Raw genomic sequence first — 433 nt, forward strand, 5'->3', positions numbered from 1 at the left:
TTTCAGACGACCGCTCCGTCCCGTTCCAACAATGTCCGATAGCGTTCGGCATCCTGCGGCGAATAGCAACAGAAAACGATTTTTTCGACAGACGGACACTGCGGCAAGGTTTTTTTCAAAATCGCCAAAGCGGTTTCGGCAGCCAAGTCGGCGGGGAAACGGTACACGCCTGTGCTGATACAGGGGAAGGCGATGCTGCGGATGCCGTGTTCTTGCGCCAACAGCAGGGAATTTTGATACGCCTCCGCCAGCTTGACCGCTTCGCTGCGATGTCCGCCGAACCAAACCGGCCCGACGGTATGAATCACAAATTTCGCCGGCAGCCGATAGCCTTGGGTGATTTTCGCTTCGCCCGTGCGGCAGCCGTTCAACTTTCTGCACGCTTCCAACAACTCCCGTCCCGCCGCGCGGTGAATCGCGCCGTCCACACCAC

Annotated in this window: 1 protein-coding gene; it reads right to left on the reverse strand. The window is 58.2% G+C overall.

The genetic code is table 11. The annotated features are described in order from the left end of the window. Positions 1–2 precede the first annotated feature (2 nt). On the reverse strand, positions 3–433 hold a 431-nt coding region (locus ACTHUR_RS21570; RefSeq protein WP_440400862.1), incomplete at its 5' end, for a macro domain-containing protein.

The organism is Neisseria sp. P0021.S007 (assembly GCF_051956855.1).